We start from the raw sequence: 26,253 nt of genomic DNA on the forward strand, positions 1-26,253 counted from the left end.
TCTCTCTTATTTCAGAGTGAATTCAGAACTTGGTACGCAGTGTCAGCAGCAGTTGGCGCGGCGGGCCGGGCAGGATCAGGTTGTCGTTGCTGCCGTGGCTGGAGATGAAGTGCTGCTTGTCGGTGATGTTCTTCAGGTTCAGGCCCACCTCATAACGGCCGGTCTTGTAGCTGCCGGCCAAGTCGGCCGTCAGGTAGGACGGCAGGGTGACCAGGTTGGTGAGGGACGTGAAACGTTCACCCACGTAGTTGAGGCCGCCGCCCAGGCTGAAACCGCGTCCCAGGTCTTTCATGGCCCACATAAATGCCGAGTGGCGCGGCGTCAGTGCCGGGACTTTGCCCAGGGAGGCAACCGACACGGTGGGCAGTTGCAGCGATGTGACACGCGCCAGGGACTCCACCATTTCGCCGTCCAGGTAGGCATAACCCGCGCTCACGTCCCAGCGGCCCGGCAGGCGGCCGCTGACGGCCAGCTCAAGCCCGTTGGTGCGCTGCTTGCCCACGTTGATTTGCAGGGTCGGGTTGGCCGGATCGGTGTTCTTGATGTTGCTGCGTTCCAGGTTGAAGAGCGCGGTTGTCACACTGAGCGCGCCGTCCAGAAAATCGAGCTTGCTGCCCACCTCGACGTTGCGCGTGACTTCCGGCGCGTTGTCCGTGTTGTTGGCAGCCAGGGCAAAGGCTTCGGCCGAGGGTTGGTACGAGCGGCTGTAGGACAGGTAGTAAGACTGTGCGTCGGCCGGTTGCCACACAAGGCCCGCGCGTGGGCTGAAGCTGCGGTCGGTGCGTGCCAGGGGGCCGAGCTTGCGGTCCCAGCGGGTGGCTTGCTTGAACTCGTCATAACGCACGCCGACCAGCGCCTTCCAGTTCTGCGCCAGCGTGATCTGGTCTTGCAGGTACAGGCCCAGGACGTCTTGCTGGGTGTGGTTGGGGATGGCGCTGTCGGCCGCGTAGTTTGCCGCTGTAAAGGCCGGCGGCACCACGCCGCCGGGGTTGAACAGGGACACCCGGTCCGTGACGCCCGAGATCGACTCCAACCGGCGCTTCTGCTGGCCCAGCTCCAGGCCGAACAGCCACTCCTGCTTGAAGCCGCCCAAGGTGTTTTTGTAAGTGAAGTCGGTCTGGTTGAACCAGCCCGATTCATCGCGCAGGACGCTGCTGCGGGTGCGCCCCACGGTCAGCGCCACCGGGTCGGTGGTGCCGCTGGGCATGGTGTTGTAGCGGTCCAGCTCGTAGCTGTAGTAGCGGCTGATGTTGCGCACGCTGAGCGCATCGTTGAAGTGGTGGTTCACGGTGGCGGTGTAGGCGTCCACCAGGCTGGTGCTGGTGTCGTCGCGCCTGGCGTTGCCCGAGCCGTAATATGTGCTGGCCGGCACGGCGACGGGTCGGCCGTTCAATGCGGGGATGCCGAAGTCCGTCACGCGCTGGTCGCGCGCCTTCGTGTATTGCAGCAGCACATCGGTCTGCGCGCTCAGCTTCAAGGCCAGCGATGGTGCAAAGCTGTAGCGGTCCACAAACTGCTGGTCGCGGTAGCTGCCCGAGTCCTCGCGCGCCACGTTCAGGCGAAAGGCGGCCGCTTCACCCAGGGACAGGTTCAGGTCGCCCTCGATACGTTTCAGACTGTGGCTGCCCAGGCTTAACGCCACCTCGCCCGAGGTTTCACCGAACTTGGGTTTCTTGGTGATGCGGTTGATCAGCCCGCCCGAGGAACCGCGCCCGTACAACACGGCCGAGGGACCCTTGAGCACTTCCACCCGTTCGATGTTGGACAGGTCGCGAAAGTACAGGGCGTCATCGCGCACGCCGTCGACAAACTGGTCGGTGATGGCAGAGAAGCCGCGAATGATTACTTGGTCGCGCTGGCCGTCGCCATGGCTGGCTGCCACGCCGGGCACATTGCGCAGCACATCTTCCATCGAGCGTGCCGCCTGATCGCGCAGCAACTGGCCCGGCACCACGTTGACCGATTGCGGGATGTCGCGCAAGGGCGCGCTGCCCTTGGTAGCCGTGCTGCTGGTGGACGGGGAGTAGCCTTGTTCTGTGTCCGCCCGGATGGTGAGGGTTGGCAGGGTTTGCGCCGCCGCCAGTTGCACGGCGCACAAGGCCAGCGGCGTGAGGGCGAAGGCTGCTGCAAATTTGCTAGCTGTTTGCGCCCGTCTGGCAAGGGCTGGAGATGGATTTGACTGAAAAAATCGAGGCGGGAAGCAGGTAGGGAGAGTCACGGCGAAGCTCAGGGACAGAACGGTTTCTGGCTGGCTTGTACGTTGGGCAACGCTGGCTGGCGACAATCTTTATTGTAACTTTACAATGAGAATGATTATCGTTTGCGATGTAAAAAAACCAGCCTGAGCTGGTTTTTTTAGCGGGTGGCAGAAAGAAGCAAGGGCTTAGCCGAGTTCGCCCATCTGGCTTTGCAGGTAATTCTGCAGTCCGACCCGGTCGATCAGGTCAATCTGGGTTTCCAGAAAGTCGATGTGTTCTTCGGTGTCGTCCAGAATGCCTTGCAGCAGATCGCGCGAGACGTAGTCACGCACGGACTCGCAATGCGCCATGCCGTCCTTGATGGTGGCCTGCGCGCCGGTTTCGGCGGCCAGGTCGCACTTCAGGGCTTCCGGCACGTCTTCGCCGATCATCAGCTTGCCCAGGTCCTGCAGATTGGGCAGGCCGTCCAGCATGAAGATGCGGTCCATCAGTTTGTCGGCGTGTTTCATCTCGCCGATGGATTCTTCGTATTCCTTCTTGGCCAGCTTGTCCAGGCCCCAGTGCTTGTACATGCGGTAGTGCAGGAAGTACTGGTTGATGGCGGTCAACTCGTTTTTGAGCTGAGCCTGCAAGTGGGCAATGACTTGTGCGTCGCCTTTCATGGGATTCCCTTTATCGTTATGTTGTGATCGGGCGATTGTCCCCCGGCATGCGCCTCAACTCAAGCATTCCCCCACTGGCGCGGTCTGCTTGCGTGTGATTGTGATAACTGTTCGTATTGCGCTGCATCACGCAGCCCGCCAACCCGCGGCTGGCGGGATGGCGGGGCTGGCCCGTCAGAGGGCCGGCGCGCTGCTGCGGATCAGGTGGTCAAAAGCCCCCAGGGCGGCTTTGGCGCCATCACCGGCCGCAATGATGATTTGCTTGAAAGGCACGGTGGTGGCATCGCCCGCGGCGAAAACGCCGGGCACCGAGGTCTGGCCGCGTGCGTCGACGATGATTTCGCCGTGTTTGGACAACTCGACCACACCTTTGAGCCAGTCGGTGTTGGGCACCAGGCCGATCTGGATAAACACACCTTCCAGCTCGACCTTCTTCAGTTCGCCCGTTGCGCGGTCCTTGTAGACCAGGCCGTTAACCTTCTGGTCGCCGGTGATCTCTGTGGTCTGCGCGTTGGTGAAGATGTCGACGTTTTTCAGGCTCTTGAGCTTGCGCTGCAGCACGGCGTCGGCGCGCAGTTGCGTGTCGAACTCGATCAGCGTGACATGGCCGACGATGCCGGCCAGGTCGATCGCGGCTTCGACGCCGGAGTTGCCGCCGCCAATCACGGCCACACGTTTGCCCTTGAACAGCGGACCGTCACAGTGCGGGCAGTAGGCCACGCCCTTGTTCTTGAACTCCTGTTCGCCGGGCACGTTGATGTTGCGCCAGCGTGCACCGGTCGAGATGATGACGGTTTTGCTTTTCAGCGAGGCGCCGCTTTCCAGTTGCACTTCGAAAAAGTCAGGGCCGGGCACCAGGGCCTTGGCACGCTGCAGATTCATGATGTCGACGTCGTAATTGCGCACGTGTTCTTCCAGGGCGTGGGCAAACTTGGGCCCTTCGGTTTCCTTGACCGAAATGAAGTTTTCTATGCCCAGGGTGTCCAGCACCTGGCCGCCGAAACGCTCGGACGCGATGCCGGTGCGAATCCCTTTGCGCGCGGCGTACACGGCCGCTGCCGCACCGGCCGGGCCACCACCAACGATGAGCACATCGAACGGGTCTTTGGCGGCGATTTTTTTGGCTTCGCGTTCAACACCGCTGGTGTCGATTTTGGCCAGGATTTCTTCCAGGCTCATGCGGCCCTGGCCGAATTCGGTGCCGTTCAGGAACACGGTGGGCACGGCCATGATCTGGCGTTCCTTGACCTCGTCCTGGAACAGGGAGCCCTCAATCATGGTGGCCTTGATGCGCGGGTTTTGTACCGCCATCAGGTTCAGCGCCTGGACCACATCGGGGCAGTTGTGGCAGGTCAGCGAGACGTAGATCTCGAAGTCGAAGTCGCCGTCCAGCGCGCGAATTTGTTCCAGCACGGCGTCGTCGACCTTGGGAGGGTAACCGCCGACCTGGAGCAAGGCCAGGATCAGCGAGGTGAATTCATGGCCCATGGGCAGGCCGGCAAAACGCGGGCCGTGGTTTTCACCGGGGCGGTTGATGGAGAAGAGGGCTTGCGCTGATTGTCATCACGGCTTTCCGTGACGCTGACCAGGGGCGAGCAATCGGTGACGTCCTGGAGCAGCGACTGCAGCTCACCCGAGGCCGGGCTGTCGTCGAGCGAGGCAACGATTTCAATCGGCTGCGTGGCGCGTTCGAGGTAGCTTTTCAATTGGGCTTTGGTGTTTGCGTCGAGCATGGTGGACTCACTTTCGTCAAATAAAGGGAACAAAAAAGCCCGGGGCCAGATCAGCGCCCGGGCTTTGGAGCTAGCGCTGCTTAGATCTTGCCGACCAGATCAATCGACGGAGCGATGGTCTTGGCGCCGTCATTCCATTTGGCGGGGCAGACCTGGCCAGGATGGGCCGCGGTGTACTGAGCGGCCTTGAGCTTGCGCAGGGTTTCCTTGACGTCGCGGGCAATCTCGTTGGAGTGCACTTCGGCGGTCTTGATGATGCCGTCCGGGTTGATCACAAAGGTGCCGCGCAGGGCCAGGCCTTCTTCCGGGATGTGCACGCCAAAGGCGTTGGTCAGCGTGTGGGTAGGGTCACCCACCAGCGGGAATTTGGCCTTGCCCACGGCAGGCGAAGTTTCGTGCCACACCTTGTGGGAGAAGTGGGTGTCGGTGGTCACGATGTAGACCTCTGCCTCTGCCTTTTGGAATTCGGCGTAGTTGTCGGCCGCATCTTCGACTTCGGTCGGGCAGTTGAAGGTGAATGCAGCTGGCATGAAAATCAGGACCGACCATTTGCCCTTGAGCGATTCGTCAGAAACCTCGATGAACTTGCCGTTGTGGAAGGCTTGGGTTTTGAACGGTTGGACTTGGGTATTGATCAGGGACATGCAGGGTTTCCTCTTTAAGTAGTGACGTAAAAATTAACGACATGGATAGCTTAAGGGGTGAGCAGTCATTAATCCAATTAATTGAATCAATTAAATCAATGCAGTATGGCTATCGTCATTAATTCTAAATGAGAATTATTCGCATATAATTGCACCACTTGTTTTTCAGCTAGCCACTAAGCCGGAATTTTTGCCCGGTGTTTGCAGCCAGCGGTTGTTTTCAACTGTTTTAAGGCATCAACGTGGCAGCATTCATCTTCCCGGCAGCTCTGTCGGTTCGTCCCGCATCTTTCTCCCCGCTTCCGTTTGCCTTGCGCAAACTCCCCTGGCTCACGGCCCTGGCCTGCGGCTCGGTGTTGACGGTTCAGGCGCAACCGGTCGCACAACTGGCGGCCGCCAAGGCCTTGCAGGAAGTGGTGGTCAGCGGCTCGCGCCACGAACAGGCCATGGACGAGTTGCCGATGTCCATGGACGTGATCAACGCGACCGACATCGAGGAAGGGCAGATTCGCGACATCCGTGACGCGGCCAAAAACCTGCCCAATGTCTCGGTCAAACGGGCCCCGGCGCGTTTCGGGCTGATAGGCGGCAGCGGCGACGGGCGCGACGGCAATGCGGGTTTCAACATACGCGGCCTGGACGGCAACCGGGTGTTGCTGCTGGTGGACGGCATACGCGCGCCGCGCAGTTATGTGTTCAGCAGTTATGCCTTTGGGCGCGACTCCTTTTCCGTCGATTTGCTCAAACGCATTGAAATTGTGCGCGGCCCCGCGTCCGTGTTGTACGGCTCGGACGGCCTGGCCGGGCTGGTCAACTTCATCACCCATGAGCCGGCCGACTTTTTGAGCGACGGCAAAACCCTGGGCGGGCGGGCCTCCATCAGTTACAGCGGCGACAACGAAGGTGTGACGCTGGGCGCCACAATCGCCGGGCGCGCCAACGAGTCGCTGGAGTGGCTGGTGTCGGCCTCCCAAAGCCGCGGCCAGGAACTGGACAACATGGGCACCAACGCCTCGGCTAACGTGGACCGCACCCGGCCCAATCCACAGTCCGATCGCGGCAACGCCTTGCTGGCCAAGGTGGTGCTCAAACCCAGCAGCGCCCAGAAACATGTGTTGACCCTGGAGCGTGTGGAGAAAAAATCCGACTACGACTTGCTGACCACCCGTGCCAAACCGCCGCTGGTGGCGACCTCGGTGCTGAAAGGCAATGCGCTGACGACCGCCGAGCGTACCCGCCTGACCTGGGACGCGCGTTACAAGGTGGACAGCCTGCTGGCGGACAACCTGCAGACGGTCTTGAGTTACCAGGAGGCCGCGTCGCGCCAATACACCTACGAAGACCGCAACACCGCCGCGGACCGGGTGCGCGACATGACCTACGACGAGCGGACCTTGCAGGCCGGCATCCAGGCCGACAAAACCCTCCGCCTGTCACCCGACTGGGCGCAAAAAATCACCTATGGCTTTGACTACGTGCGGGCCGACATCGTCAACCTGCAAACCGGTATCGGGCCCACGCCGCCGGAAACCTTCCCGCTCAAACGTTTTCCGGACACCACCGAGTCCAGCAGCGCTGTTTATCTGCAGGATGAATTCATCAGCGACCACTGGAGCATCACGCCGGGTGTGCGGGTGGACCGCTTCAATCTGGGCGCCAGCCAGCTTGGTTTTAACGCGCCCGCAGCCTCCTTGTCGGGCTCGGCGGTCTCGCCCAAGGTTGGTGTGTTGTTTCGCGCCACGCCTGAATGGAGTGTGTTCGGCAACTACGCCAGCGGTTTCCGCGCACCCAATGCGGGCCAGCTCAATGGCTTTTTTGAAAACGTCAACCAGTTCTACAAGACGATTTCCAACCCCAACCTGAAGCCGGAAAAAAGCAAAAACTTTGAAGTCGGCGTGCGTGGCCGCCTGAACCAGTTGACGCTGGACGTGGCCGCCTTCACCGGCCGTTTTAACAACCTGATTGAAGACAATGTGACCGTGGGTGGTGCCGGTGTGTTCGGCAACCCGACGGTGTTCCAGTCCATCAACATCGGCAACGCGACCATCAGCGGTTTTGAGATCAAGGGCGCGATGGACTGGGGCAAGCTGGCGGACGGCCGGCTCAGCACACCTTTCAGTTATGGACAGACCCGCGGCAAGGACACGGCCACCGGCCAGCCGCTCAACTCCATAGACCCGGCCAAACTTTACGTCGGTCTGAAATACGCCACCGCGGTCTGGGATGTGCGCCTGGACGCCAGCCGGCATTCCGGCAAAAAGGCCAGCGATGTCTATGTGAAAGCCCCCGCGACCCAGTTTGTGGTGCCGGCCGCCACCACCCTGGACCTCAGCGGCCAGTGGCGCATCAACAAAAAGCTGCGCCTCAACGCCAGCATCGTCAACCTGAGCGACAAAAAGTACTGGAACTGGTCCGACGTACGCGGCCAGGCCGTCAATGCCGCGGCCATAGACGCCTACACCCAGCCGGGCCGGCACTTCAATGTGTCGCTGGTGGCTGATTTCTGATCCTGCGCTGTTTTAACTGTCTTATGAAAGGCCTGTCCATGACTCAATCCATGACCCATTTGCCCGACCACGGCATCAACGATCCCGATGTCCAGCGCGACCAGACCTTGCTGGCCATTTCGGAGGTGTTGCCATGAGCGCCGTTCTGCAAACATCGACGCGGCTTGCCGCTTCGTCCGATCCCGTGGCACTGAACGCCGCCAGCCTGCGTGAACGTTTCAGCGCGGCCCGCAGCGCCGGCAAACGCGCCAAGGACGCCGCCGAAAGCCTGGGCGTGAGTGAAGGTGAGGCCATCGCGGCCCATGCCGGTGCGCATCAGCACAGCCTCCAGGCCATGCCTTTGCAAGGCCCCTGGGTCGAGTTGTTGCAGGCTTTGCAGCTCTGCGGCCCGTTGATGGCCTTGACGCGCAACCAGTCCACCGTGCACGAAAAAACCGGTGTCTATGAAAACATCACGGCCACCGGCCACATGGGGCTGGCCCTCGGCGAAGCCATTGACCTGCGCCTGTTTTTCAGCCGCTGGCACGCGGGTTTTGCCGTGCGCGAGCCGGCCAACGATGCGAAAAACCCGCCTTCACAAAGCCTGCAGTTTTTTGATGCCCATGGTGTGGCCGTGCACAAAATTTATGTGCGCCCGGAAACCGATCGCGAGGCCTTTAACGACATCGTGGAGCAGTTCAGTGCTGCGGATAAAAGTTATGCCTTCACACCGGCCCCGCTGAAGCCGCTCATCCCGCCCGACACCGACATGGATGCGGCCGGCTTGTTGCAAGGCTGGCGCGAGATGACGGATACGCACCAGTTTTTCGGTTTGATCCACAAGTTTGGCGCGGAGCGCCAGCAGGCTTTCCGGCTGGTGCAAGGGCACTTTAGCGAACGCGCCGAGCTGGGCGTGGTGCGCCAGTTGCTCGACGAAGCCGCCATGGATGGCACGTCCATCATGGTGTTTGTCAGCAGCAGCGGCTGTATCCAGATTCACAGCGGACCGGTCAAACGCATAGAACCCATGGTCACGCCGACCGCGCAGTGGCTCAACGTGCTGGACCCGGGTTTCAATTTGCACCTGCGTGAAGACATGATGGCCACGGCCTGGATTGTGAAAAAACCGACGGCCGATGGTGTGGTGACCTCGGTGGAAGTGTTTGATGACGCGGGCGACCTGATGGCCATGTTTTTTGGCAGCCGCAAACCCGGCGTGCCCGAACAGCAGGCCTGGCGCGACATCGCGGCGCGCCTGCCGCGGCTGCAGGCCCAGGCCTGAGTCCGTATCGGCCTGACACACCGCATGAAAACCTCACCTTCCAAAGGCTCCCGTGACCATCTCCTACCTGCTGCGCCGGCGCGACGCCTTGCGTCTTTTTTCACTCCCGGCGGCTTCCGCCGCTTGCGCCTTGTCTGTGCCTGCTGTGTGGGCCCAGACAGCCCCGAAGCCGCCGCGCATCGTGTCGGTGAACGGCTCCCTGACGGAAATCGTCTACGCGCTGGGCGCCGAGCAGCAACTGGTCGGGACTGACACCACCAGCCTGTTCCCGGCGGCGGCCTTGGGCACGCCCAAGGTGGGTTATATGCGTGCGTTGTCCGCCGAAGGTTTGTTGTCGCTCAAGCCTGATGCCTTGATCGGTACCAGCGAAGCCGGCCCGGCGGTGGTGATGGACCAGGTGCGCAGCGCCGGGGTCCAGGTGGAACTGGTGGAGGCCGACCACAGCTGGGCCGAGGTGCAACGCAAGGTCGCGGTGGTGGGGCGCGCGACGGGGCGCAGCGCGCAGGCGGCGGCGCTGCAAGCCAGGCTGGATGCCCAGTGGGCCGAGGTGCTGGCGAGCGTCGGGCGCCAAAACGGCCGCCGGCCCCGGGCGATTTTTATCCTTTCGCATTCGGCCAGCCCGCAGGTGGCCGGCAACAAAACCGCCGCACACGCCATGCTGAACTACGCGGGCCTGGACAATGCGCTGGCCGGCGCCGGTCAGGCCAGGCCTTTCAGCGGCTACCGGCCCATGACGGCCGAAGCCCTGGTGGCCGCCGCGCCCGACCTGATCGTCACGACGACCCAGGGCATAGAGGCCAGTGGCGGGCTGGAAAAATTCTGGTCACGCCCCGGCCTGGAATTGACCCCGGCCTACAAACGCCGTGCGCTGGTCGCCCTGGATGCGCTTTACCTGATCGGTTTTGGCCCGCGCCTGCCGCAGGCCGTTGGCGAACTGCACCAGGCGGCGCTGAAGGTGACGGCATGAAACTCGCCATGACGGAAGTGTTGTGCGCGCCTGCACCGGCCGTGTTGTGCGGCCCCGACTTGGGCCGCACGCTGGCTTTTTATGAAGGCAGTTGGGGTTTTGCGCGCAGGCAATACGTGCCGGGTGTGATGGCCGTGCTGGTGCGTGAAACGCTGACATTGCAGCTCTGGCAGCGCCGCGTCGACATGAAAGCCCAAGCCCAAACGTGCCGCCTGGTGGTGGACCGTTTGCTGCCGTGGCAACTGGCGTTGGTATCGGCGCCGGGCCAAACGCCACAGACCCTGGTTGAGCAGGCCTGGGGCACGGAGTGGTGCCTGAGTGATTGCGACGGCAACCGCTTGCGGCTGGTCCAGCCGGCCCTGCAGCCTGTGCTGCGCCAGGCACGCGCATGAGCGCCATCATGCCTCTGGGCGAGCGCCGGCGCTGGTCGGCGCGGGCCGTGCTGAGTCTCGGGGTTTTCTTGCTCGCTATCAGTTTTATAGCTGGTAGCGCCCGTGGCGCTTACGCTATCAGCCCTTTTCAGTTGTGGAATGTGCTGATGGATTTGCTGGCGGGCAGCCCCCAGCCTTCACCTGAACACCTGGTGTTCATGAACATCCGCCTGCCGCGGCTGCTGCTGGGTGTGGCTGCCGGTGCGGCGCTGGGCTTGTCTGGCGCGCTGATGCAAGGCTTGTTTCGCAACCCGCTGGCGGATCCCGGCCTGATTGGCGTCAGCAGCGGTGCGGCGCTGGCAGCGGGGGTGACGATTGTGCTGGGCAGTGTCTGGTTTCCGGAGATGCCGCGCACCCTGGGCAGCTGGACGCTGGTCTTGATGGCGTTTATCGGCAGCCTGGGCGTGACCTTGCTGGTGTATGCGCTGTCGCAGCAGGACGGTGCCACCCGGGTCGGCCTGATGTTGCTGGCCGGTATCGCCGTTAATGCCCTGGCGGGCGCCGGCCTGGGTTATCTGACGTTTCTGGCCAGCGATGAGCAGTTGCGCAACATCCAGTTCTGGTTGCTGGGCAGCCTGGGGGGGCGCGCTGGAGCGCCGTGGCCCTGGTCTTTTCCGTCGTGGGCGCCGCCGTTTGTGCCGGCCTGACCTTGGCCAAACCCCTGAATGCGATTGCGCTGGGCGAGGCGCAGGCGGCCTTGCTGGGGGTGCCGGTGGAGCGGGTCAAACGTTTTGCCGTGCTGGTCACGGCGCTGGCGGTGGGGGCCGTGACGGCGACCACCGGCATCATCGGTTTTATCGGCCTGATGGCGCCGCATTGTGTGCGCCTGCTGGCCGGGCCGGACCACCGCATCGTGTTGCCGGGGTCGGCCCTGCTGGGTGCCGCGCTGGTGCTGGCGGCCGACAGCGTGGCGCGCACCGCCGTGCAACCGGCCGAGTTGCCGCTGGGGGTGTTGACGGCGTTTGTGGGTGTGCCGTTTTTCCTGCTCTTGTTGCGCCACTTCAAAGGCCGCCTGTGAACGCACGTACCCTGACTGATTTTTCAACGCTGACTGGCCGGCTCGAGGCCGTCGATGTGGTCGTCGCGCTGCCGGGCAAAACCTTGCTGCAGGGCGTATCGGCGCAGTTCTCCGCCGGCCAGGTCACGGCCATCCTGGGGCCCAACGGTGCCGGCAAGTCCACCTTGATGGCGGTGCTGAGCGGGCAACGCCAGCCCAGCAGCGGCGAGGTTTGCTTGGCCGGGCAAACACTGGCGGCGCATACGCTGGCCGATCTGGCCCGTGTGCGCGCCTGCGTGGCGCAGGAAACGCAGGTCGCTTTCGAATTCACGGTACGCGAGGTGGTGGAACTAGGCCGTTACCCGCACCGCCGCCAGCCGAGCCGGCACGAAGCCGCGATTGTGTTGCAGGCCATGCAGGCGACCCAGGTCGACCATCTGGCGGAGCGAGCGCTGAACACACTGTCTGGCGGCGAAAAGGCGAGGGCGCACCTGGCGCGGGCTTTGGCGCAGGTCTGGGACAACGTGGGTGATCACAGTGCCCGCTGGCTGTTACTCGATGAACCTACCGCCGCGTTAGACCTGCAACACCAGCACCGCATGTTGCAACTCGCACGTGACTGGGCTTGTGAGCAAGGTGTGGGTGTGGTGGCGGTGTTGCACGACCTGAACCTGGCGCTGCGTTACAGCGAGCGCTGTGTGGTGTTGCAGGGCGGGCAGGTGGTGGCCAGCGGCCTCACCCCCAAGGTTTTGACTCCGGCGTGTATTGCGAAAGTCTGGGGCGTGCATGCGCAAGCTGTGCCGGCGCTTGGCGGTTTGGCGCACAGGCTTCAGTATGTGTTTGAACCTGTTTGAGAGGAAAATTGGGCTCCAGCCCAGAGGGGGTAAGCGCAAGCAGCTATCGAAGTGATAGCGACTGCAGAAGCCTTAAGCCTCAAGCCGCCAGCGCAATCACCACGGCCGCCTCGTCAATCAACGCCTTGACGCGGGTTTGGGTTTTGATGCCGCTGCCGGCGGTGGCAAAACCGACCAGTTGCAGCCCGCCGTCCAGTTGCAGCGAGACCTCGTCGCCGCTGGCGCCCCGGCTGATGCGCAGGGCCTGGCCACCCAGGCCTGCGGTCGTGTCAGGGGTGACGACCACCGCCGTGGCCTTGCACAAGGCCAGCACGCTCTGGCCTTTTTGCAGGCCTAACAACTCGGCGCTGGCCTTGGTGATGCGTGACACCAGCAAGGCATCACCGGCCAGCCGCAAATGCACACGCACGATCTGGCCCTTGCGCTCAAGTTTGTCGACCTGGCAGGGCAACTGGTTGCGCATGCTGGTGCGCACACTCATGTTGGACAACACCGGCAGGGCGCGCGGCAGCAGCAACTCGTTGGCGCCGAACTTGGCGAGGATCTGGCCACGTGTTTCGCTCAGCAGCTTGGCGACGGCCAGCAACTTCTGGCCCGCCGGCGTGAGGGTGGCGCCGCCGCCGCCCGAGCCGCCCACCGCACGTTCCACCAGCGCCACGCCGGCCAGATTGGTCAAGGTGTCTATCGCTTGCCAGGCGGCCTTGTAACTGACCTTGGCTTGCCGGGCCGCTTGCGAGATGGAGCCACTGTCGCCGACCAGGCGCAGGATTTCAATGCGTTTGTCCGCCGGCTCATGGGAAAAGGCACTGGCGAAAGACGGCGCGGCTGGTTTCATCGGTGGCATCAAGGCTGGTGTTGGCGTGGCGGTGGGGTGGCGCTATTCTAAAATAGAATAGCGAAATAAAAGGCGAATGGTCGCCATCCCCAACTTTAACCAATGGAGTCCTCTTGATGTCCCACGCTGTATTTCGATGGATGCCGGCCTTGTGTCTGGCGCTGGTGTCGGCTTCGGCGCTGGCCGCTGAAGTCCAGGTGGCGGTAGCCGCCAATTTCACCGCGCCCATGAAACTGATCGCGGCGGAGTTTGAAAAAGAAAGCGGCCACCAGACGGTCTTGTCTTTCGGCGCCACCGGCAAGTTTTACGCACAAATCACCAACGGCGCGCCGTTTGATGTTTTCCTGTCGGCCGACGACAGCACACCCGCCAAGCTGGAAAAAGAAGGCGCGGCCGTCAGCGGCAGCCGCTTCACGTATGCCACCGGCAAGCTGGTCTTGTGGTCGGCCCAGCCCGGCCTGGTGGACGATCAGGGCGAGGTGCTGAAAAAAGGCGACTTCAAAAAAATTGCGATCGCCGCGCCCAAACTTGCGCCTTATGGCGCGGCCGCGGTCGAGACCTTGACCCAGCTCGGCCTGATGGACAAGCTGCTGCCCAAGCTGGTGCAGGGTGAAAGTATTGGCCAGACCTACAGCTTTGTTTCCACCGGCAATGCCGAGCTGGGTTTTGTCGCGCTCTCGCAGGTGTATGAGGGCGGCAAAATCAAGAGCGGCTCGGCCTGGATCGTCCCGGGCAAGTTGCACAGCGCTATCCGGCAGGATGCCGTGCTGCTCAGCAAAGCCAAGGACAACCCCGCCGCCGTGGCGCTGATGGCTTTTCTGAAAACCGAGAAAGCCAAGGCCGTGATCCGTTCCTTCGGTTACGAGCCCTGAGGCCTGGAACACATGCTTGACGAAGCCGGTTTCCAGGCGATCGCCCTGACCGCCAGGCTGGCCGGCACCACCACGGCGGTGTTGTTGCTGGTCGGCACACCGCTGGCCTGGTGGCTGGCGCGTACACGTTCCTGGCTCGAGGGGCCGGTGGGCGCCTTGGTGGCCTTGCCGCTGGTGTTGCCGCCCGTGGTGCTGGGTTTTTATCTGCTGGTGCTGACCGGGCCGCACGGGCCGGTGGGCCAGCTGATGCAGTCAATGGGTTGGGACTTGTTGCCTTTCAGTTTTGCCGGTCTGGTGGTGGGTTCGGTTTTTTACTCCATGCCTTTTGTGGTGCAGCCGCTGCAAAACGCGTTTGAAGCCATGGGCGAGCGGCCGCTGGAAGTGGCCGCCACCTTGCGCGCCTCGCCGCTGGACACGTTTTTCAGCGTGGTGTTGCCGCTGGCCAAACCGGCTTACCTGACCGCCGCGGTTATGGGGTTTGCCCACACCGTGGGCGAGTTCGGCATTGTGTTGATGATGGGCGGCAACATTCCCGGCAAGACGCGGGTGATGTCGGTGCAGATTTACGACCATGTGGAAGCGCTGGAATACGCGCAAGCCCATTGGCTCGCGGCCGGGCTGCTGGTGTTTTCGTTTTTGGTGCTGCTGGCGCTGTACACCTTGCAGCCCACAGGCCGGCGCCGGGGTCAGGGCGTATGAGCGGCATCAATCTAGCTTTCCAGCAGGTCTACGCCGATTTCTCACTGGACGTGGCGCTGGATTTGCCGGGGCGCGGCGTGACGGCGTTTTTTGGAACCTCGGGCTCGGGCAAAACCACCTTGTTGCGTTGTATCGCCGGCCTGGAGCGGGCGCGTGTGGGCCGGCTGGAGATCAATGGCGAGGTCTGGCAGGACGACGCCCGAAAGATCTTCATGCCGGTGCACCGGCGTCCGTTGGCTTATGTGTTCCAGGAGGCCAGCCTGTTTGCGCACTTGGACGTGCGGCGCAACCTGGACTACGGCTTGCGCCGTGTGCCGGCGGCACAGCGCCGTGTGTCGCTGGACCAGGCGATCGAGTTGCTGGGCATTGCCCCACTGATGCAGCGCCAGACCGGCACCTTGTCGGGCGGCGAACGCCAGCGTGTGGCCATGGCGCGTGCGCTGGCCACCAGCCCGCAACTGCTGCTGATGGATGAGCCGCTGGCTTCGTTGGACATCCAGCGCAAGGCCGACGTCTTGCCTTATCTGGAACGCCTGCACGACGAGTTGGACATTCCCATCTTGTATGTGAGCCACGCACCCGACGAGGTGGCGCGGCTGGCCGACCACCTGGTGTTGATGGCCGCGGGCCGCGTGACGGCGGTCGGTCCACGCGCGAGCTGATGACCCGGCTTGATTTGCCGCTGGCACATGGCGACGCGGCGGCGGCCGTGATTGAGGCCACGGTCACGCATCTGGAGCCGGCCTGGCATTTGAGCCATCTCGCGTTTTCAGGCGGCAGCATCAGCTTGCCGAGTCAGGCCTTGTTGCCCGGGCAGCGCGTGCGGGTGCGTGTCCAGGCGCGCGACGTGAGCCTGACCTTGCAGCGCCAGGAAGGCAGCAGTGTGCTGAACAGCATCGCGGCGACCGTCACCGGCCTGTCGCCCGACAGCCCGGGCCAGCTCATGGTGAGCCTGGACGCGGGCGGCAGCACCTTGTTGGCGCGCATCACGCAAAAATCGGCGCAGGTTTTGCAGTTGCAGCCGGGCAGCGCGGTGTATGCCCAGGTCAAGGGTGTGGCGGTGTTGGGCTGATCCCGCGTGCCATTAATAAAGTAGCTGCCTGCGACCACCCTGATTGGGTTGCAGGCATTTTTTTTTTTGGACAAATTCAGATTCCAGATGCCGCAGGAATGGGTTTTACCTGAGATGTTCGATGAAATCAGGCTGCAGCCCAATCAGAACGGTTGCAGGAAGCTATTAAAAACGTAGCAAATTCGGCCCGGTCACAGGGCCTTTGCCGGTTGGCGCAAGCCTTTTACTTTTATAATTTCGCCGAAGCCAGCCAACAGCGCAGTGCGCCTGCCATGCCAGCCAATTCCATGGCTTCTTCATTTCTGGTTGGCTTTATGCAACTTCATTCCGCTTCCCGTTTTTCACTGGCGCCGCTGGCTGCCGCTTTGGCCCTGATGGGCATATCCGCTGTCCGCGCGCAGACCGAGCCCGTGGCGGCCACCCTCGGCGAGGTCATCGTCAGCGGCGAGCGTCAGGGCAGCTTCGGCTCCAACACGGTGCAGGTCGGCACCTTCCGTGACCAGAGCCCGCTGGACGTGCCCTTGACCAGCAACGTCATCACGCGTGAAGTGTTGGACGCCCAGGGCCAGCGCACGCTGTACGGCGCGCTGCGCAACACTGCCGGCGTGACGCGCTCGCAGCTCAACGGCTCGACCTACGACAACGTCGCGATCCGCGGCATCCTGGTCGAGAACCGCGGTAACTACCGGCTCAACGGTTCGCTGCCTATCATCAACCTGGTGGACGTGCCGCTGGAAAACAAGGAGCGCGTCGAAGTGCTCAAAGGCGCTTCCTCGCTGTATTACGGCTTTGTGCCGCCGTCAGGCATCGTCAACTACGTGACCAAGCGCGCCGGCGCGCAGCCGGTGACCAGTGTGGCCACGTCGCTGAACCAGTACGGCGCCGTGGACCTCCATGTCGACATCGCGCGCCGCTTCGGCATCGATAACGCCCTGGGCATTCGCATCAATGCGGCGGCGGGGCGCGAAGACATCGGCATCAACAATTTTTCGGGCAAGCGCGAGTTGTTGTCGGCCGCACTGGACTTCAAGGTCTCGTCCTCTGTCAACCTCAAGCTCGATGCCGAGTACTACAAGAAAGACTCGTCCGAGCAGGCCGGCATCACGCTGCCCACGGCCGTCGGCGGCGTGATCACCTTGCCGCGCACGCCCGGCAACAAGACCAACCTGGCCGGCGAGTGGCAGCGTTACGTGGCCGATGCAACCAACCTGCTGGCGCGCGCCGACGTGGCGCTCAACGACAACTGGCTGGCGACCTTCGAGCTCGGGCAGGCGCGCAACACCCGCGATCGGCGTTTCTCGCAGTTTGCGCTGGCGAACCTGGTCACTGGTGCCGGCACACTCACGGTCAGCCAGCAGGACGGGCAGACTTTCGAAAACAACAACGCTCGCGCGGAACTTGGTGGGCGCGTGTTGACGGGTTCGCTGGCGCATGAACTGTCCATCGGTTACACCAGCAACGAGCGGGCACAGGACACCCGCGCTGGCATACCGACGCTTGCTTTTGCGCAGAACCTCTACAACCCCGTGCTGATTCCCTTCACCCCGCGCAGCGTCGCGGCCAACGGCAGCACGCCGTCAAAAATCACCGACAAGGGCCTGTATGTGTATGACCGCATGGCGCTCTCCGAGAAGTGGCAGCTTCTCGCCGGCGTGCGGCGCTCCGACTACCTGAGTGAAACCACCACCACACGTTATGCCGCCCAAAAAACCAGCCCAACCGTTTCCGTGATGTACAAACCCGACCCGCGCACCTCGGTCTACGCCAGCTATATCGAAGGCATGGAGGAAAGCGGCACGGCGCCGGCCAACCGTGCCAACGCGGGCGAGGTGTTGCAGCCGTCCGTCAACAAGCAGGTCGAACTGGGTGTCAAGGCTGAAGTGGCGCAGGGCTTGCTGCTGCAGGCCGCCTACTTTGACGTGAAGCGGCAATACACGACGGTCGACGCGCCTAGCAACCTCTTTGTGGTCGGCGGCGAGGCCCGTTACAAAGGCATGGAGTTCGCGGCCTCGGGCGAGATCAACCGCCAATGGTCACTGGTGGCTTCGGCCTTGCTGATGGACCCGAAGATCGTTAAAACCACGGTCGCCAATGAACTGGGCAAGACGCCCGAGAACGCGCCCAAGGTGACCTACAGCGTGTTTGGTGAATACCGTATGCCCACGGTTCCGGGGCTGGCACTTAGTGCGGGCTGGTATTACACCGGCAAACGCCCGGTGAACAATGCCAACCAGGCCGACATCGACGGGGTCGGTCTGCTTGGCCTGGGCGCACGTTACCGCACGCGCCTGTTTGGTACCCATGCCGTCCTCCAGGCGAACCTGGAGAACGTGACCAACAAAACCTACTGGAGCACCGCCGGCAACGGTTTGCTCGGCGTCGGCGCGCCGCGCACGCTGCGCGTCGCTGCCAGGTTCGACCTCTGATGTCCTGGCGACGTTGGCGGCCAGCACTCCTCAAGGTGCATCGCTGGCTGGGCTTGACGGCCGGCCTGCTGCTGATGCTCAACGCGCTGACCGGCTCGCTGATGCTGGGCGGCCGCCCGCTGGACCGGGTGCTTAATGCGCATCTGTTCGCGGTGCCTGTGGGGGGAGAGACGGTGCCGCTGGAGGATGTGCGCCAGTCGCTGGTCAAAGAGTTCGGGTCCCAGGCCAGCTTCACGCTACGCCCGCCGTGGCGGGCGGATGAGTCCATCCTGGTGTACGTGCGCAGCGACAACTGGGCGGGGCAGGCCTATTTTGATCCCTACACCGGGACCCGGTTGGGGGCGCGGGCCGAACATGAAGGCTTTGCCAACGCCTTGTTTGAATTTCATTCCGCGTTGCTGTTGGGCGACACGGGCAAGGGTGTGCTGGCCTTCAACGTCCTGATCATGTTGGCCATGCTGGTCACCGGCCTGCTGTTGTGGTGGCCCAGGCGCTGGCGCGGCGCGTTGTCCATCAGCGTCAAAGGCGGATTGCTGCGCGGCCTGTTCGATCTGCATCGCGTGGGCGGCGTTATTTTGGGCCTGTGGATCATGGTGTGTGTCGCGACCGGCGCCTGGATGGCCTGGCGGCCTATCTCGCAGTGGGTGACGCAGGTTGCCGGCCAGAAGCCGGTGATGGCGCCACCGGTGAAACCCGCGCCGCCAGCGCGCGCCGCCACGGCCGACGAGATGATCGCCGCCGCCAACGCCGCCTTGCCCGGCGGCATCGTGGGTTACCTGGGCCTGCCGGCCAAACCGGCCGCCGCCGTGCGGGTGCGCAAGAAACTGGATGATGACCCGCACCCCAACGGCCTGTCGTCGGTCTGGCTGCATCCGCGGACAGGGGAAGTGCTGCGGGTTGATCACTGGACGCAACTGGACATGGGTGCGCGGCTCTACGCCTGGATTTACCCGCTACATGCCGGCCTGCTGGCCGGGGTGGTTGGCCTGGTGGCCACGGCCGCCGCCGGCGCCATCCTGTTCGGCTTCGGCCTCAGCGGCACCTGGCTGTGGTGGCTGCGCCGCCGGATGCGCCTTCCCAGGCCGATTCCTTAAGGAAAAATGGCTGCAGCCCAATCAAAACGGGTGCTGGCAGCTATTAAAAACAGAGCGAAGCGCTGCCTTGTCAATACTCCAGCCGTTCAGGCCGGATTTCCTGCAGGATGGTGGTGGCGATTTCCTCGATCGACTTGGTGGTGGTCGACAACCAGCGTATGCCTTCGCGCCGCATCATGGCTTCGGCCTCGTGGATTTCGTCGCGGCAGTTGACCAGGCTGGCGTATTTGGAGTTGGGCCGGCGTTCGTTGCGGATTTGCGCCAGGCGTTCGGGCGCAATCGTTAGGCCGAAGATTTTCTTGCGGTGCGGCACCAGCGCCGGCGGCAACTGGCGGCGCTCGAAATCTTCAGGAATCAGTGGGTAGTTGGATGCTTTCAGGCCGTATTGCATGGCCAGGTACAGCGAGGTCGGGGTTTTGCCGCTGCGGCTGACGCCCACCAGAATCACGTCCGAGCCGGCCAGGTCGCGGTTGCTCTGGCCGTCGTCATGCGCCAGCGAGAAGTTGATGGCCTCGATGCGGTCGTCGTATTCCTTGCTTTTGGAGGCATCCGAAAACCGCCCGACCCGGTGATTCGATTTGATGCCCAGCTCGGCCTCCAGCGGCGCGACAAACATGCCGAACATGTCCAGCATCATGCCCTGGCAGTTGGCCTTGATCACCTCCAGGATCTGCATGTTCACCAAGGTGGTGAAAACAATCGGCTTGTTGCCCTCCAACTCGGCCGTGTGGTTGATCTGGCGCACCGCCTGGTGCGCCTTGTCCACGCTGTCGATAAAGGGCAGGCGCACATGGCGCGGCTTGAACTCAAACTGCGCCAGGATGGCGTTACCAAAGGTTTCAGCGGTGATGCCGGTGCCGTCGGAGATAAAAAACACGGTGCGATTGGACATGGGCAGTGGTCAGGGTGGTGAAAGCCGGGCGCGGGCACATCCGGCTGGAGGCACCTACAATCACCGCAATTATCCCGATATTCCCAGCCATGCCCCGCCTCAACCCCTTAGAACTACAACAAGGTTGCTCGCCGCGCATGCGCCACGTCCCGGTTTTTAAACCTCCCGGAGTATTTCTATGTCCAACCTTTTTGAGGCGACCGCTTTAGTCGTACCGTTTGAAAACCTGAGGATGAGCGATGTCGAGGCCGTTGGCGGTAAAAACGCCAGCCTCGGCGAAATGATCTCGCAACTGCCCACCGGCCCGCAAGGCGTGCGTGTGCCGACCGGTTTCGCGACCACGGCCCATGCTTTTCGCGTGTTCCTGGCCCATGACGGGCTGGACAAAAAAATCAACGGCGTGCTGGACGCGCTCAACACCGACGACGTGCGTGCCCTGGCCGAGGCCGGAGCCCAAATCCGCGCGCTGGTCGAAGCCCAGCCTTTCCCGGCTGACTTTGAAAAAGCCGTACGTAGCAGTTTTGCCACGCTGAGCGCCGGCAATGCCCAGGCCAGCTTCGCCGTGCGCTCGTCCGCCACCGCAGAAGACCTGCCCGACGCCTCGTTTGCCGGCCAGCAGGAAACGTTTTTGAACGTGGTCGGCATCGAAGACGTGTTGCACAAGATGAAAGAGGTGTTTGCCTCGCTTTACAACGACCGCGCCATCAGCTACCGCGTGCACCAGGGTTTTGCCCATGCCGACGTGGCCTTGTCGGCCGGTGTGCAACGCATGGTGCGCAGCGACCTGGGCGCGGCCGGCGTGATGTTCACCATAGACACCGAAAGTGGTTTTGAAGACGTGGTCTTCATCACCTCCAGCTACGGCCTGGGTGAAACCGTGGTGCAGGGCGCCGTCAATCCTGACGAGTTTTATGTGCACAAACCCATGCTCAAGGCCGGCCACCGCGCCGTGATCCGCCGCAATCTGGGTAGCAAGCTGCTGCAGATGGAGTTCACCACGGCGGACGAGAAAAAACCGGCGGCAAACTGGTCAAAACCACCGATGTGCCGGCCGAGCTGCGCAACCGTTATTCGCTGAGCGATGCCGACGTCGAACAACTGGCGCGTTACGCCCTCATCATCGAAGACCATTACGGCCGTCCCATGGACATCGAGTGGGGCAAGGATGGCACCGACGGCCAGTTGTACATCCTGCAGGCGCGGCCCGAGACGGTGAAAAGCCAGTCCAAAGGCAAGGCCGAGATGCGTTACAAGCTCAAGGGCACGGGCACGGTGCTGGCCGAAGGCCGTGCGATTGGCCAGAAAATTGGCACCGGTGCCGTGCGTATCGTGCACGACATCAAGGACATGGACCAGGTCCAGCCCGGCGACATCCTGGTCACCGACATGACAGACCCGAACTGGGAGCCGGTGATGAAACGCGCCAGCGCCATCGTCACGAATCGCGGTGGCCGTACCTGCCACGCCGCCATCATTGCGCGCGAACTCGGCATCCCGGCGGTGGTTGGTTGCGGCGACGCCACCGAATCGTTGAAAGACGGCATGCTGGTGACGGTCAGCTGCGCCGAAGGCGACACCGGCAACATCTATGACGGTTTGCTGGAAACCGAGGTGACCGAGGTGCAGCGCGGCGCCATGCCGCCCATCGACCTGAAAATCACCATGAACGTCGGCAACCCCCAGCTGGCCTTTGATTTCTGCCAGATCCCCAACCACGGCGTGGGCCTGGCGCGGCTGGAGTTTGTGATCAACAACAACATCGGCGTACACCCCAAGGCCATCCTGGACTACCCAAATGTCGATGCCGACCTGAAAAAAGCCGTTGAAAGTGTGGCCCGGGGCCATGCCTCGCCGCGCGCTTTTTACGTCGACAAGGTGGCCGAAGGGGTGGCGACGATCGCGGCCGCTTTCTGGCCCAAGCCGGTGATTGTGCGTTTGTCGGATTTCAAGTCCAACGAATACCGCAAGCTGATTGGTGGTTCGCGTTACGAGCCGGAAGAAGAAAATCCGATGCTGGGTTTCCGCGGTGCCTCGCGTTACCTCAGCCCCGACTTTGGCGAAGCCTTTGCGATGGAGTGCGAAGCGCTCAAACGTGTGCGCAACGAGATGGGCCTAGTCAACGTCGAGGTCATGGTGCCTTTTGTCCGTACCCTGGGCCAGGCGAAAAAAGTCACCGACCTGCTGGCGCAACATGGCCTGAAACGCGGCGAGCAGGGCTTGCGCGTGATCATGATGTGTGAAGTGCCTAGCAACGCCATCCTGGCCGACGAGTTCCTCGAATTCTTCGACGGTTTTTCCATCGGCTCCAACGACCTGACCCAGCTCACCCTGGGCCTGGATCGCGACTCCGGCCTGGCCATTTTGGCCGAGGACTTCGACGAACGGGATCCGGCCGTCAAGGCCATGTTGAGCCGTGCCATCCAGGCCTGCAAACGCCAGGGCAAATACGTGGGTATCTGTGGCCAGGGCCCCAGCGACCACCCGGACTTTGCGCAGTGGCTCAAGGACGAAGGCATCGGTTCCTTGTCGCTGAATCCTGACACCGTCATCGCCACCTGGAAACAGTTGGCGAACTGAGGGAAAACCCCGGGTGCCAACGACGCACCCGGTCAGCAACGCGCAAGGCCGTTGGCGACAATCAACAGGCCATGCTTGCCCTTGCCACCACCGTCAAATTAATCGCTGAAATCGCCTTGCTGGCCCTGTTGGGCCAGGGGGTGATTGGCGTTTTTGCCGGCGCGGCGCGCGAGCGCAATGCTTTTTACCGCTTGCTGCAGCTCTTGGGTCGGCCCTGGGTGTGGGTGGCGCGCCGGTTGTCGCCGCGCTTGGTGCTGGACCGGCATGTGCCCCTGGTGGCTTTTTTCCTCTTGCTGATGGTCTGGGCCGTTGCCGCCATCGGCAAGATCAGCATCTGCCTGCAAATCGGTATGGCCTTATGTCGCTGAGGTCGGCCCTGAACTACCACTTTTCAAAAATCCTGGCCATGGGCCTGCTGGCTTGCGGCCGCCCGCAAGCTGCCTTGCCGCGTTTTGATCACATGTTGTCCCTGCGACCGCGCGATGCCTACGCGCTGGCCAGCCGGGCCCATGTGTCGGCCCAGCAGAATGATTTGTCGGCAGCCATCAGCAGCCTGCAAGAACTGGTCGCAGCTTGGCCGCAAGCGGCGGCCCATTGGTTCAACCTCGCCTATGTGTTGCAACAGGCCGGGCGCCACGACGAGGCCGGGCCGGCGTTTCGCCAGGCTGTGGCCTGTGATCCGCGTTTGGACAGTGCTTGGTACGGCTTGGCGCTGGTGCTGATTCATCAGCGGCAGTTTGGCGAGGCGGTCGCGGCACTGGAAAAAAACACGGCCTTACAACCCCTGAGTCCTTATGGCTGGTACCGGCTCGCGCAGGTGCGGCTGGCCATGGGGCAGCCGGATGCTGCGCGTCAGCTCATCACACACCTGCGGCGGTTTGAGCCCCAACTGGCCGAGCAGTTGGCGCGCGAAACCGGCTTGGGCCCGCCAGCCACCTTGCTCCCTACGCACGATGCCGCTCACTGACAGTCATCGCCGTTACTGGCGCAAAACCCGCATGTTGACCGCGCTGCTTTTGTTGGCCTGGTTTGGCGTGACTTTTGGCGTGAGTTATTTCGCGCGCGCGCTGAGTTTTACTTTTTTGGGCTGGCCTTTCAGCTTCTGGATGGGGGCGCAGGGCGCGTTGCTGGTGTACGGCCTGATCATCGGTTTTTACGCCTGGTACATGAACCGCCTGGACGTCGCCTACGGCGTCTCGGACGGAGAGGACTGAGATGGCAGGCTTTTTCGGCTCGCGCGAGGGCACGCTTCTTACCCGCCAGCAGTTCAAGACCCAACTGGACCGGGTTTACCGCTGGTACACCGTCGGTCTGGTGCTGTTTGTGGGGGTGCTGGCGGTGCTGGAACGCATGGGTTTGCCGCGGCTGTGGATAGGCACGGCGTTTTTGCTGGCCACCATTGGCCTGTATGCGGGCATAGGCGTGATGAGCCGGACCACCGACGCCTCCGAGTATTACGTGGCCGGGCGCCGTGTGCCGGCGGTTTACAACGGCATGGCCACAGGCGCCGACTGGATGTCCGCTGCCTCCTTCATCGGCATGGCCGGCACCTTGTACCTCACCGGCTACAGCGGCCTGGCGTTTGTCATGGGCTGGACCGGTGGATATTGCCTGGTCGCGCTGGTGCTGGCGCCTTACCTGCGCAAGTTCGGCCAGTTCACCATCCCGGACTTTCTGGGCGAGCGTTATGGCGGTCATTTGCCGCGTTTTATCGGGTTGTCGGCCGCCATTCTGTGTTCCTTCACCTACCTGGTCGCGCAGATTTATGGCGTGGGCCTGATCACGTCCTACCTCACGGGGATTGCGTTCGAGCTGGGGATTTTCCTGGGCCTGGGCGGCATTCTGGTGTGTTCCTTTCTGGGAGGCATGCGGGCGGTGACCTGGACCCAGGTGGCGCAATACATCATTCTGGTCGTGGCTTACATGATCCCGGTGGTCTGGCTGTCCGTCAAACAAACCGGCGTGCCCGTGCCGCAACTGATTTACGGCTTTCAGTTGGAGAAGGTGAGTGCCAGGGAAAAAGAACTGCTGAGCGATCCCGGGGAGCTGGCGGTGCGGGCCTTGTTCAAGCAGCAGTCCGACGTCCTGGCCGACAAGCTGGCGCATCCGGCGACGGCGCTGGCGGCTGACCGGGCGGCCGCGGGCAAAAAAATAGAGCAGCTTAAAAGTGCGGATGCTTCCGTCGCGGAAATTTCTTCTGCCGCCAAGTCACTGGCGGCCTTGCCAAGAACCGAGGCCGCCGCCGTGCAGGCCTGGACGACCGCCAAGGCCGCGGTGGACGTCAAAACCTTGCCGCTTAATGGCATGCCGGCCCACGCGGCCCAGTTTTCTGGCGACCCGGACGGGACGCCGCAGGAAAAAGCGCTGTACGACACTTCGCGCCGCAATTTTCTGGCGCTGATTTTCTGCCTCATGGTGGGCACTGCGGCCTTGCCCCACATCCTGATGCGTTATTACACCGTGCCCAGTGTGCGGGAGGCGCGGCAGTCGGTGACCTGGTCGCTGTTTTTTATTCTTTTGCTGTATTTCACCGCGCCGGCGCTGGCCGTGCTGGTGAAATATGAAATCTTCACGGTGCTGGTCGGTACGCCGTTTGATCAGTTGCCGGCCTGGGTCAATGCCTGGAGCAAGGTGGATAAGGCGCTGCTGTCGGTGGTGGATGTGAACAAGGACAACATCCTGCAACTCAATGAAATGACCATAGGCGGCGACATCATTGTGTTGCTCAGCCCGGAACTGGCGGGCCTGCCTTATGTCATTTCAGCGCTGGTCGCGGCCGGCGGGCTGGCCGCCGCGCTGTCGACGGCGGATGGTTTGCTGCTGACGATTTCCAATGCGCTGGGCCATGACCTGTATTACAAAATGATAGACCCCAACGCCTCGACCATGAGCCGGGTGACAGTGTCCAAAATCCTGCTGCTGATCGTGGCCCTGTTCGCCGCCTACGTGGCCGCGCAGAAACCCGCGGACATCCTGTTTCTGGTGTCGGCGGCTTTTTCCTTTGCGGCGGCATCCTTTTTCCCGGCGCTGAGTCTGGGCATTTTCTGGAAACGCGCAACCGGCGTGGCGGCCTCGCTGGGCATGATCGCCGGGCTGGGCGTGACCTCCTATTACATGGTCGCCAACCAGCCCTGGCTGCGCGCCATCTTCAACATCCAGTCGCCTATCCAGCTCTGGTGGGGCATAGACCCGATTTCCGCCGGCCTGTTCGGCGTGCCGGTCGGTTTTGTGGTGATTGTGCTGGTCAGCCTGCTGACCCGGCCCCCCAGCCAGAAAGCCAGGGACATGGTGGACAAGGTCCGTTATCCCGACCTAAAACCCTTATAGGGATAGAAGCCCACGTTTGTTCGTGGGAGGGGGCGATTCAACCCAGCAGGGGCCGCGGAACCGGCTTTGCCGGGCCGCAGGCGCAGCGGCCCCTCGGGGGCAGAGAGCTACGCAAAGCGAGCGATCGTGGGGCAGTATATAATCATGGGCTTCGCCTTGCTGCACCCTTAACGACGCTGGGGCAGCTTTTATCTAACCACAAGGA

The 26,253-nt window shown here is 62.5% G+C and carries 18 protein-coding genes and 4 pseudogenes; 16 read left to right on the top strand and 6 right to left on the bottom strand.

Going from position 1 to position 26,253, the window contains the following annotated elements; genetic code table 11:
- Positions 1-22: 22 nt before the first annotated feature.
- The 4 genes and pseudogenes from ACHMXK_RS09445 to ahpC all read right to left on the bottom strand — a co-directional run bounded on the left by ACHMXK_RS09445 (position 23) and on the right by ahpC (position 5,237).
- Entirely contained in the window at positions 23-2,218 is a 2,196-nt protein-coding gene (locus ACHMXK_RS09445; protein WP_397439723.1) for a TonB-dependent receptor, read from the bottom strand.
- A 165-nt stretch (positions 2,219-2,383) separates the two neighbouring features.
- Positions 2,384-2,860 (bottom strand): bacterioferritin, encoded by a 477-nt coding sequence (gene bfr / locus ACHMXK_RS09450; RefSeq protein WP_397439725.1) that lies wholly within the window; start codon positions 2,858-2,860, stop codon positions 2,384-2,386.
- 174 nt (positions 2,861-3,034) lie between these two features.
- Positions 3,035-4,593, bottom strand: a pseudogene (ahpF, locus tag ACHMXK_RS09455) (alkyl hydroperoxide reductase subunit F).
- A gap of 80 nt (positions 4,594-4,673) precedes the next feature.
- Positions 4,674-5,237 carry an alkyl hydroperoxide reductase subunit C gene (gene ahpC, locus ACHMXK_RS09460; protein WP_397439727.1) on the bottom strand — a complete coding sequence of 188 codons (564 nt, stop codon included), beginning with the start codon at positions 5,235-5,237 and terminating at the stop codon, positions 4,674-4,676.
- Positions 5,238-5,479: 242 nt separating this feature from the next.
- Between ahpC and ACHMXK_RS09465 the strand changes: the two genes are divergently transcribed.
- From ACHMXK_RS09465 to ACHMXK_RS09490, 6 genes and pseudogenes are all read left to right on the top strand, one after another.
- Entirely contained in the window at positions 5,480-7,744 is a 2,265-nt protein-coding gene (locus ACHMXK_RS09465; protein ID WP_397439729.1) for a TonB-dependent hemoglobin/transferrin/lactoferrin family receptor, read from the top strand.
- Positions 7,745-7,877: 133 nt separating this feature from the next.
- A complete protein-coding gene (locus tag ACHMXK_RS09470; protein WP_397439731.1) occupies positions 7,878-9,005 on the top strand; it encodes a hemin-degrading factor in 1,128 nt (375 codons plus the stop codon).
- 52 nt (positions 9,006-9,057) lie between these two features.
- Positions 9,058-9,972 (top strand): hemin ABC transporter substrate-binding protein, encoded by a 915-nt coding sequence (locus ACHMXK_RS09475; RefSeq protein ID WP_397439733.1) that lies wholly within the window; start codon positions 9,058-9,060, stop codon positions 9,970-9,972.
- Positions 9,969-10,364, top strand: a complete 396-nt coding sequence (locus tag ACHMXK_RS09480; RefSeq protein WP_397439735.1) for a hypothetical protein — start codon at positions 9,969-9,971, stop codon at positions 10,362-10,364. Before ACHMXK_RS09475 ends, ACHMXK_RS09480 begins: the two co-directional genes overlap by 4 nt.
- An 8-nt stretch (positions 10,365-10,372) precedes the next feature.
- Positions 10,373-11,421 (top strand): annotated as a pseudogene (locus tag ACHMXK_RS09485) (FecCD family ABC transporter permease).
- The gene (locus ACHMXK_RS09490) at positions 11,418-12,254 is read left to right on the top strand and encodes a heme ABC transporter ATP-binding protein (RefSeq protein ID WP_397439737.1); all 837 of its coding nucleotides are present in this window, start codon (positions 11,418-11,420) and stop codon (positions 12,252-12,254) included. Before ACHMXK_RS09485 ends, ACHMXK_RS09490 begins: the two are co-directional and overlap by 4 nt.
- Positions 12,255-12,333: 79 nt before the next feature.
- Here the strand turns inward: ACHMXK_RS09490 and ACHMXK_RS09495 are convergent, their stop codons facing one another.
- Positions 12,334-13,089 (bottom strand): TOBE domain-containing protein, encoded by a 756-nt coding sequence (locus ACHMXK_RS09495; RefSeq protein ID WP_397439738.1) that lies wholly within the window; start codon positions 13,087-13,089, stop codon positions 12,334-12,336.
- 116 nt (positions 13,090-13,205) lie between these two features.
- On the opposite strand from ACHMXK_RS09495, the gene modA reads away from it, so the two are divergent.
- From modA to ACHMXK_RS09520, 5 genes and pseudogenes are all read left to right on the top strand, one after another.
- Positions 13,206-13,961 (top strand): molybdate ABC transporter substrate-binding protein, encoded by a 756-nt coding sequence (gene modA, locus ACHMXK_RS09500; protein WP_397439740.1) that lies wholly within the window; start codon positions 13,206-13,208, stop codon positions 13,959-13,961.
- Between the two features lie 12 nt (positions 13,962-13,973).
- On the top strand, positions 13,974-14,660 hold the full coding sequence (gene modB / locus ACHMXK_RS09505; protein WP_397439742.1) for a molybdate ABC transporter permease subunit: 687 nt from the start codon (positions 13,974-13,976) through the stop codon (positions 14,658-14,660).
- A pseudogene (gene modC / locus ACHMXK_RS09510) lies at positions 14,657-15,732 on the top strand (molybdenum ABC transporter ATP-binding protein). Before modB ends, modC begins: the two are co-directional and overlap by 4 nt.
- Positions 15,733-16,046: 314 nt before the next feature.
- Positions 16,047-18,158 carry a TonB-dependent siderophore receptor gene (locus tag ACHMXK_RS09515; protein WP_397439743.1) on the top strand — a complete coding sequence of 704 codons (2,112 nt, stop codon included), beginning with the start codon at positions 16,047-16,049 and terminating at the stop codon, positions 18,156-18,158.
- Positions 18,158-19,252 (top strand): PepSY-associated TM helix domain-containing protein, encoded by a 1,095-nt coding sequence (locus ACHMXK_RS09520; protein WP_397439745.1) that lies wholly within the window; start codon positions 18,158-18,160, stop codon positions 19,250-19,252. The genes ACHMXK_RS09515 and ACHMXK_RS09520 overlap by 1 nt, the downstream gene beginning before the upstream one ends.
- Positions 19,253-19,322: 70 nt before the next feature.
- Here the strand turns inward: ACHMXK_RS09520 and ACHMXK_RS09525 are convergent, their stop codons facing one another.
- Positions 19,323-20,144 (bottom strand): pyruvate, water dikinase regulatory protein, encoded by an 822-nt coding sequence (locus tag ACHMXK_RS09525; RefSeq protein ID WP_397439747.1) that lies wholly within the window; start codon positions 20,142-20,144, stop codon positions 19,323-19,325.
- A 178-nt stretch (positions 20,145-20,322) separates the two neighbouring features.
- Between ACHMXK_RS09525 and ppsA the strand changes: the two are divergent.
- The 5 genes and pseudogenes from ppsA (at position 20,323) to ACHMXK_RS09550 (ending at position 26,048) form a co-directional block, all read left to right on the top strand.
- Positions 20,323-22,721, top strand: a pseudogene (gene ppsA, locus ACHMXK_RS09530) (phosphoenolpyruvate synthase).
- A gap of 71 nt (positions 22,722-22,792) precedes the next feature.
- Entirely contained in the window at positions 22,793-23,089 is a 297-nt protein-coding gene (locus tag ACHMXK_RS09535; protein ID WP_397439749.1) for a hypothetical protein, read from the top strand.
- Positions 23,080-23,688 (top strand): tetratricopeptide repeat protein, encoded by a 609-nt coding sequence (locus tag ACHMXK_RS09540; protein ID WP_397439751.1) that lies wholly within the window; start codon positions 23,080-23,082, stop codon positions 23,686-23,688. Before ACHMXK_RS09535 ends, ACHMXK_RS09540 begins: the two co-directional genes overlap by 10 nt.
- A complete protein-coding gene (locus ACHMXK_RS09545) occupies positions 23,675-23,935 on the top strand; it encodes a DUF4212 domain-containing protein (protein ID WP_397439753.1) in 261 nt (86 codons plus the stop codon). Before ACHMXK_RS09540 ends, ACHMXK_RS09545 begins: the two co-directional genes overlap by 14 nt.
- A gap of 1 nt (position 23,936) precedes the next feature.
- The gene (locus ACHMXK_RS09550; RefSeq protein ID WP_397439755.1) at positions 23,937-26,048 is read left to right on the top strand and encodes a sodium:solute symporter family protein; all 2,112 of its coding nucleotides are present in this window, start codon (positions 23,937-23,939) and stop codon (positions 26,046-26,048) included.
- Positions 26,049-26,253: the final 205 nt, after the last annotated feature.

It is taken from the genome of Polaromonas sp. UC242_47, from assembly GCF_044452385.1.
Taxonomy (GTDB): Bacteria; Pseudomonadota; Gammaproteobacteria; order Burkholderiales; family Burkholderiaceae_C; genus Polaromonas.

Bases quoted from the DNA above. Each gene is read 5' to 3' on its own strand.
- ACHMXK_RS09480 (WP_397439735.1), top strand. From the start codon at position 9,969: ATGAAACTCGCCATGACGGAAGTGTTGTGCGCGCCTGCACCGGCCGTG.
- ACHMXK_RS09535 (WP_397439749.1), top strand. From the start codon at position 22,793: ATGCTTGCCCTTGCCACCACCGTCAAATTAATCGCTGAAATCGCCTTG.
- ACHMXK_RS09515 (WP_397439743.1), top strand. From the start codon at position 16,047: ATGCAACTTCATTCCGCTTCCCGTTTTTCACTGGCGCCGCTGGCTGCC.
- ACHMXK_RS09470 (WP_397439731.1), top strand. From the start codon at position 7,878: ATGAGCGCCGTTCTGCAAACATCGACGCGGCTTGCCGCTTCGTCCGAT.
- modA (WP_397439740.1), top strand. From the start codon at position 13,206: ATGTCCCACGCTGTATTTCGATGGATGCCGGCCTTGTGTCTGGCGCTG.
- bfr (WP_397439725.1), bottom strand. From the start codon at position 2,860: ATGAAAGGCGACGCACAAGTCATTGCCCACTTGCAGGCTCAGCTCAAA.
- modB (WP_397439742.1), top strand. From the start codon at position 13,974: ATGCTTGACGAAGCCGGTTTCCAGGCGATCGCCCTGACCGCCAGGCTG.
- ACHMXK_RS09525 (WP_397439747.1), bottom strand. From the start codon at position 20,144: ATGTCCAATCGCACCGTGTTTTTTATCTCCGACGGCACCGGCATCACC.
- ACHMXK_RS09550 (WP_397439755.1), top strand. From the start codon at position 23,937: ATGGCAGGCTTTTTCGGCTCGCGCGAGGGCACGCTTCTTACCCGCCAG.
- ACHMXK_RS09520 (WP_397439745.1), top strand. From the start codon at position 18,158: ATGTCCTGGCGACGTTGGCGGCCAGCACTCCTCAAGGTGCATCGCTGG.
- ACHMXK_RS09545 (WP_397439753.1), top strand. From the start codon at position 23,675: ATGCCGCTCACTGACAGTCATCGCCGTTACTGGCGCAAAACCCGCATG.
- ACHMXK_RS09495 (WP_397439738.1), bottom strand. From the start codon at position 13,089: ATGAAACCAGCCGCGCCGTCTTTCGCCAGTGCCTTTTCCCATGAGCCG.
- ahpC (WP_397439727.1), bottom strand. From the start codon at position 5,237: ATGTCCCTGATCAATACCCAAGTCCAACCGTTCAAAACCCAAGCCTTC.
- ACHMXK_RS09540 (WP_397439751.1), top strand. From the start codon at position 23,080: ATGTCGCTGAGGTCGGCCCTGAACTACCACTTTTCAAAAATCCTGGCC.